This window comes from Labilibaculum filiforme (genome assembly GCF_002843315.1).
Taxonomy (GTDB): Bacteria; Bacteroidota; Bacteroidia; order Bacteroidales; family Marinifilaceae; genus Labilibaculum; species Labilibaculum filiforme.
Genome location: NZ_MVDD01000035.1, coordinates 1 through 6,735, shown reverse-complemented (window position 1 = coordinate 6,735; position 6,735 = coordinate 1). Strand labels below are relative to the sequence as shown.

The following is a 6,735-nucleotide window of genomic DNA, read 5'->3' as shown; positions in this document are numbered from 1 at the left end:
TACTAAGGTTAGGACCTATGTTTTCAGGAAAAAGCATCCACTTGTGAGCATGAGATTTCTGATCCCACTGATTAAAATCACTTAAGTGATCCTTGTATTGCTGGGAAAATTGATTCCCATCGATATGATAATGTTTTTCAAGGCTTTTACTGCTAATCGGGTATTTGTCCAAATAATTCTTTTAAAAAAGAAGCGAACCCTTTTGTATATCGAGCTCCCTTTGCTATCAAATCCCAATCTCTACTTACAATCTGACCCGTAGAACAAACCAGCCACTTCCTTTTGCGAACATGCAAGTAAACCATGCGTTCTCGAATGGGATAATCTTGAATTACGACCGCGGACTGAAAGCCTTTTGAAGTCAGCTTTTCCCTTGAATATTCTTCTGGTAATTGATGTAACTCATCCAGATGAACATCCAATCTCTTTTCATCAATAATAACTTGTGTGATCTCAAAATAGGAAAATATCTCTTCTGGTAAAATTGCTTGAAGTAGTAACTTGTAATGATCTTTATTCGAATCCATGTCATAAAATTAAGATGACAAATATTCATTTATTTTTATTCTCCACCAAATTTTCGAATTGATCCCAATGTTTTTTGTATACATTATTCAAAGTCAATCTAATTCTTCCTACTATATTGGATAAACCGGGAACCTTGAAAACAGATTAACTCGTCATAACTCCGGACAATCTAAACACACTAGTAAAAATATTCCTTGGACTCTTGTCTATTTTGAAGAATTTCAATCTAAATCAGATGCCATCAAGCGTGAATTATTTATAAAAAAACAAAAAAGTAGAATTTTCATTGAAAATTTGATCATCAATTTTTCTATTAAAAACCATATTAATTAGTATACATGCCTGTCATCCCGAGAATCGGGACGAGTTCGAGTCTCGTCCAGACCGCCAAAATTACAGAAAGCCTCCGATTCTTTTGATTCGGAGGCTTTTTTGACTTCAATGATTTTGTAAGATTTAGTGCTCCCATAAAACTAACACCAATCCCTTCCAAGATATTATTCGATAGAATACCTATCTCTCGTATAGATCTATACCTATTTTATAGTAATCTCAAACATAAATTCATGGTATTTTAAACTTACACCGCTATGTAATTCAATCTGAATAGAAATTTAAGTGTTTTGCCATCAATAAAAGACATCCTCCTCTTTTTATTGTGTTTTTTTTTATACAGTCAATAAATATACCTAAATTACTAAACAACAAACTAAAACATAAATTATGCAACAGGAGATATTTCAACGACTCTGGAAAGAATATACCAAGCAGAATCCTTCTGCTCAAGCGATACACGATTTATTTATTCAGAAAAACGAACAAGTGCTTAATGATCATGTCGCATTTCGAACTTTCGATGACAAAAGAATGAACATAGCAGTTTTAGCGAAGAAATTTCTGAAAGCAGGCTACGAATTTAAGGGAGAATATATATTTGAGGACAAGCATTTGAATGCAGTTCATTTGGAACATCCAAGCGATAAAGATGCACCCCGGGTATTTATATCAGAATTAATTGTTTCCGAATTTTCGGAAGAATTTCAGAAGATCGTAAAAAAAAGACTCAATTCGGTGGGCAATGCCTACTATGCCAATCCTGATTTAATTTACAAAGGTAGTGTGTGGGGAAAACCAAGCTATGCCGACTACCAATTTCTTCGAAAAGAGTCGGAATATGCCGCATGGTTCTACGTTCACGGATTTAGAGTTAATCATTTTACGGTTAGCATCAACGCCTTACAACAATACGATACAATCGAAAAAGTAAATCAATTTATAAAAGACAGTGGTTTTGAAATGAACAAATCGGGAGGAGAAATTAAAGGAACTGTCGAGAAACTATTGCAACAGTCCTCTACCCTTTCAGAAATCATTAAAGTTGAATTTGCCGAAGGAATGTATGAGATTCCAGCTTGCTTTTACGAGTTTGCAATTCGTTACCCTGATGAAAACGGAACTATTTTCTCTGCTTTTATTGCTGCCAATGCCAATAAAATTTTCGACAGTAGTAATTTTAGAGAAAAATAGATTAAATGAACACTACTCTTTTGCTAGCCCGCCCAACAAATCTGTCTTGGACGGGCTTTTTATTTTCTATCTTTTCCCCTTTCAGCAATAAACTTTTACCTTTATCCTACTAACTTAAACCAACAACGTGAAAAATACATCAACACTATTTCTTCTTATTACTTTGCTTTTTTCGGCCTGTACCACAAACACACAACAGTTAAGTATTGAGCCTGGCGTGGCCAAAACAATGGCAGCTTACCGAAAAGCAAATATTACTAATCTAAAATATCAGCTTACTTTTGATATTCCCAAGAATCGTAAAGATGAAATTCCTGGAAACAGTACTATCCATTTTGATTTACGATCTACAGATCAGGATCTTCAGATTGATTTCCGTGAAGATGCTAGTTTAATCCGTAAAGTAGTTTGTAATGGAAAAACCACAAACTACCGTTTCGAATTGGAACATTTAATTATCCCGAAAGGGGAATTGATAGTTGGAAAAAACCAGATTGAAATTGAATTTATTACAGGAAACAGCTCCTTAAATCGTAACGATGAATTTCTGTACACCCTGTTTGTTCCAGATAGAGCAAGAACAGCATTCCCCTGTTTCGATCAGCCCGATTTAAAAGCGGCTTTTCAGTTGAATTTAAACATACCGAAAAAATGGAAGGCGATGGCGAATGGAAAACTCGCTTCGAAAAAAGAGGAAGGTGAAAAATGTGAGTACTGTTTTATGAGCACCAAACCGCTCCCTACCTATCTGTTCTCTTTTGTGGCCGGTAAGTTCGAAACTATCACTAAAGTGCACAATGGCAGAGAACACACCATGTATCACCGCGAAACCGATCCTGAAAAATTGGCGGACAATACCGATGAAATTTTTCATTTGCTGTTTCAATCGCTCGATTGGCTGGAAGAATATACCAATATTCCTTACCCTTTTGCCAAATATGATTTTGTACTTATTCCATCCTTTCAATATGGAGGAATGGAGCATACGGGAGCTACCTTGTATAATGATTCTAAGCTATTCTTAGATAAGAATGCCACAAACAACAGCTACTTATATCGGGCAAATTTAATTGCTCACGAAACGGCTCACATGTGGTTTGGCGATTTGGTTACCATGAAATGGTTCGATCAAGTATGGTTGAAAGAGGTTTTTGCCAATTTTTTGGCCGATAAAATTACGAATCCAAGCTTTCCGGAAATGAACCACGCATTGAAATTTAAAATGGCACATTTCCCAAGCTCGTATGGTGTAGATCGCACAAGCGGAGCCAATGCAATTAACCAAAAATTACCCAACCTAAAAGATGCTGGATCGGTTTATGGAAGCATTATTTATCACAAATCGCCAATTGTAATGGATATGTTGGAACGGATTACGGGAGAAGAAGCATTGAAAAAAGGTTTGCAGACTTATTTAAAAAACTATGCCTATGGAAATGCAAGCTGGGAAGATTTAATTGCAATTTTGGACGAAACCACCACGAGTGATTTAAAGCAATGGAGTAAAATTTGGGTAGACAAAGCAGGAAGAGCAATTATATCAACAGAAATAAGCTCTGAAAACGATCTGATTACTAATTTAACGATCACGCAAAGTGACGGACAAGGAAATGCCGGTGACTGGAATCAGGATTTAAACATTCTTTTAGGCTATGATGAAACAAGTGAAATAATATCGGTTAAATTTAATCAGCCACAGCTTGCAATTACAGAAGCTAAAGGCAAAAAAACACCTGATTACATTATCCCAAACGGAAAAGGGAATGCCTATGGTTTTTTTAAACTAGATACCAAAAGCAAACTATTCCTTCTTGAAAACATGCATAAAATTGAAGATGATTTGGTGCGAGGTGTGGCATGGATTAACCTGTACGAGAATCTTTGTGAAGGAGAAGTAAGTGGAAAAGAATTTGTGCTTGCTGCCAAAAAACATTTGCCAAAAGAGAAAAACACCTTGATTTTAGAACGCATGTTATCATATATGCAATCGGCCTATTGGTTGCATATAAGTACCGGCGAAAGATTACAAATTGGAAAACATTTGGAAGAAAGCCTTTGGATTCAACTGAATGAAGAAACCGATAGAAGTAAAAAATCGAGCTTGTACAGCACCTTAAGTAGTGTTACAACAAGTAAACCGCTATTGGAACAGCTTTTTACTGCTTGGAAAGAAGAAGCTGAAATTGGTGGTTTCTCGCTTTCGGAAACCAAAGCAACAGATTTAGCTGCCAGTTTGGCCATTAAAATGCCCGAAAAAGCAGAAGAACTTATTGCCACGCAAATGGAACGAATTAAAAATCCTGATCGCAAAAAGAAAATGAAATTTGTAGCTCCTGCCCTTTCTGCCAATCCTCAAGTACGTAAAGATTTCTTTGAGAGTTTAAAGAAGGAAGAAAACCGAGAAATTGAGCGTTGGGTTTTAGATGGCTTGGGTTATTTAAATCATCCACTACGGGAAAAAGAAGCTTTAGCATATTTACCACAGGCTTTGGAATTATTACAGGAAATTCAAATTACCGGCGATATTTTCTTTCCCTATAGTTGGTTGGCTTGTAGTTATAGTGGACTTCAATCGAAGGAGGCAGGAGATATTACCCGTCGTTTTTTGGAGGAGCAACCAGATTATCCTGAGAATTTGAAATTAAAGATTCTTCAGGCTGCAGATGTTGTACTGAGAAAAGAGTAACAGGACAAGTTTCAAGGAATAAGAATTAAAATCCAAGGAAAAAAGGAGAAAGGAACAAGTTATAAAGCAGAATATTCTGTGTGTAATACCCTGAATTATAGCTTCAGGGACAGGAAGAAATGCCTCAGGGACAAGAGGGACTGCCTCAGGGACAGGAAAAAGTGCTTCAGGGACAAGAGGGACAGCTTCAGGGACAGGAAAAAGTGCTTCAGGGACAGGAATATTATACTCCTTTTAAGTAGGGAGAGGCTGAAACTTGGTAAGGATTATGAGAAGAGAGGAATTGAACTGATTCCTCGGGAGTAAAAGCTCTAACGTTTATGAAAAACCTCATCCCCAGTCCATTTCCCTAAAATAGATGGGGAGTTTGAACTATCGACATTCTAAATTATGATCGCTATGCACCCTTTCGCCTGTCGGCACTTTCCCTTGAAAGGGAAAGATTCAATTTGAAAATGCATGCAAAAGTTAAAATAGAGAATTCTCCCATTTTAAAGGGAGATGCCAACAGGCAGAGGGGTGCTAATATTTACAAACAAACTCTTGCTTGGGAAAACAAGTATTTGTGTATAAAAAATAGCTAAAGTAGAAGCAGTTTGAACTATAGGCATTCTAGATTGTGATCGCTATGCACCCTTTCGCCTGTCGGCACTTTCCCTTGAAAGGGAAAGATTTTATGAGTAAGACCGTTGCATTAGGAAACCTCAATATTGTGTTTTCTCCAATACAGAGAGATGTAGACAGACAGAGGGTGTATTTAAAAAATATTCTAAAACTTCTGAATTACCAATACCCCCACAAGAATTAAAAAAACTCCGGTAATTCGTCCCCAGTTAATGGGTTGAACAGGTACGCCGAACATGCCAAAATGATCTAAAATTAAGGAGAACACCAACTGGCCACAAACAACTAATCCAAAACTTAGCGCCCCTCCCAATCGGGGAATCAGGAAAATGATAGATCCCACATAGGTGCAACCCAACAAGCCACCAATACATGCATATATTGGAGCCTCTTTTACTGCCAGTAATAAATTATTGGGAGTGCGGGTTCCTAAAATAACTAATAGTAACACAAAGGCACCCACCACAAAATTAACCATGGCTGCCATAATGGGCGCTTTTAAAAATAGTCCTAACTTAGCATTAATACTTGCTTGAATAGGCAATAAACAACCAACGGCAAGAGCCAACAACATCAAAAAATATCTCATAGAAATCGCAAATATGGAGACAAAAGTAGAACTTTTTTACACTCCTGAAACAAGAGCTTGTTCTTTTCATTGAAACGCGACAGGTTTGGCGATTGTAATTTTAACTCCTTATTTTTTTGCTTTTTGATAAAGAAGTGAGCTATTCGAAATAGGGAGCGTAACACATTTCGCGAAAATTTTCTTTGAAAACAGACAGCTGACTTGCTGTTATCTCCTTGGGATAAGTCATTAACAGCATCTCTATTGAAACGCCATTTTTCCGCATCGGTAGTTGATAGTATTCCTGTGTATTCAAAATAAATCCTAAACGCTGATAAAAAGCAATTCGTCGTTTACTGCTATCGCAATTGGGCAGTTCTACCTCCAGTATAATAGCCTCGTAAGCATCTGAAATGAACTGTTCTACAATGCATTTTCCGTAAGCTTTGCCCCTGTACTTAATAGCTGTGGCCAGATGTTCGATATACCTTAACCCTTTAAATTGCCACCAAAAAATAAAACCCACAAAATGTCCATTATCGGTTACAATATCGAAATGATAATTTGTATCCCTCATCATCTGTTGCTGTAAATCCAGCTCACGGCGTTCTTCCTCGGGAAAAGCCTCCTCGTACAATTCCCAGGCCTGTAAAAAATCGGGACTAGCTGTTTGTGTATAGTACCCTCGTTTTGTTGGACCAAGATTTCTGTTTTCTAAGTTGAATTTAAGCTGCCATATTATAGATTATAAACGGCTTCTTCCTATCGATGCCTTGATGATCTCTGTTATGATATCTATCAA

General features: G+C 37.0%; 6 protein-coding genes and 1 pseudogene. 4 read left to right on the top strand and 3 right to left on the bottom strand.

The features are described 5' to 3' along the window. Positions 1-152: 152 nt before the first annotated feature. Positions 153-527 (bottom strand): ISAon1 family transposase N-terminal region protein, encoded by a 375-nt coding sequence (locus tag BZG02_RS20425; RefSeq protein ID WP_101262134.1) that lies wholly within the window; start codon positions 525-527, stop codon positions 153-155. A 136-nt stretch (positions 528-663) separates the two neighbouring features. Here BZG02_RS20425 and BZG02_RS21395 point away from each other — a divergent pair. From BZG02_RS21395 to BZG02_RS21250, 4 genes and pseudogenes are all read left to right on the top strand, one after another. Next, positions 664-861 (top strand): annotated as a pseudogene (locus BZG02_RS21395) (GIY-YIG nuclease family protein); the annotation flags it as partial. Between the two features lie 390 nt (positions 862-1,251). Further along, positions 1,252-2,055 carry a DUF1338 domain-containing protein gene (locus BZG02_RS20415; RefSeq protein ID WP_218972319.1) on the top strand — a complete coding sequence of 268 codons (804 nt, stop codon included), beginning with the start codon at positions 1,252-1,254 and terminating at the stop codon, positions 2,053-2,055. Positions 2,056-2,182: 127 nt separating this feature from the next. Further along, a complete protein-coding gene (locus BZG02_RS20410; RefSeq protein WP_101263603.1) occupies positions 2,183-4,741 on the top strand; it encodes a M1 family metallopeptidase in 2,559 nt (852 codons plus the stop codon). Positions 4,742-4,860: 119 nt separating this feature from the next. Next, positions 4,861-4,983 (top strand): hypothetical protein, encoded by a 123-nt coding sequence (locus BZG02_RS21250; protein WP_281253728.1) that lies wholly within the window; start codon positions 4,861-4,863, stop codon positions 4,981-4,983. 527 nt (positions 4,984-5,510) lie between these two features. Here the strand turns inward: BZG02_RS21250 and BZG02_RS20405 are convergent. Both BZG02_RS20405 and BZG02_RS20400 read right to left on the bottom strand, forming a co-directional pair. After that, entirely contained in the window at positions 5,511-5,954 is a 444-nt protein-coding gene (locus BZG02_RS20405) for a DMT family transporter (protein WP_101263602.1), read from the bottom strand. Between the two features lie 139 nt (positions 5,955-6,093). Further along, positions 6,094-6,570, bottom strand: coding sequence for a GNAT family N-acetyltransferase (locus BZG02_RS20400; RefSeq protein ID WP_180335802.1), 477 nt, complete (start codon positions 6,568-6,570; stop codon positions 6,094-6,096). Positions 6,571-6,735: the final 165 nt, after the last annotated feature.